The organism is Methylobacterium sp. CCH7-A2, from assembly GCF_001557075.1.
Lineage (GTDB): Bacteria > Pseudomonadota > Alphaproteobacteria > Rhizobiales > Beijerinckiaceae > Allobosea > Allobosea massiliensis.
In genome coordinates, this window is sequence record NZ_LSKN01000003.1 from 1 (window position 1) to 277 (window position 277).

Here is a 277-nt window from a genome sequence, read left to right on the forward strand (position 1 = left end):
GGATTGAATCTTTCGCGGGACTGCTCGGTGTTTGCGCGAGCTTGCCGTCGTCACCCGAGACGGCGGCGATAGGCCCCGGGCGATGAGCCCGCAGTCCGCTTAAAGGCTGCGGTGAAGGCAGCTTGGCTGGAAAACCCAACACGATGGGCAATGGTGACAAGGGCCAAATCGCGATCCGCGAGCAGTTTTCGAGCGAGTTCGAAGCGCATAGCGCTGACGAAGCCATGCGGCGTCTGGCCTGTGACGCGCTTGAACATCCGGGCGAAATGAAATGGGC

Annotated in this window: 1 protein-coding gene; it reads right to left on the minus strand. The window is 61.4% G+C overall.

Annotated features, from left to right (window positions below; all coding sequences use genetic code 11):
- Positions 1-50: 50 nt before the first annotated feature.
- Positions 51-277: helix-turn-helix transcriptional regulator (locus AX750_RS25235; protein ID WP_156446437.1), on the minus strand; the 227-nt coding region annotated here is incomplete at its 5' end.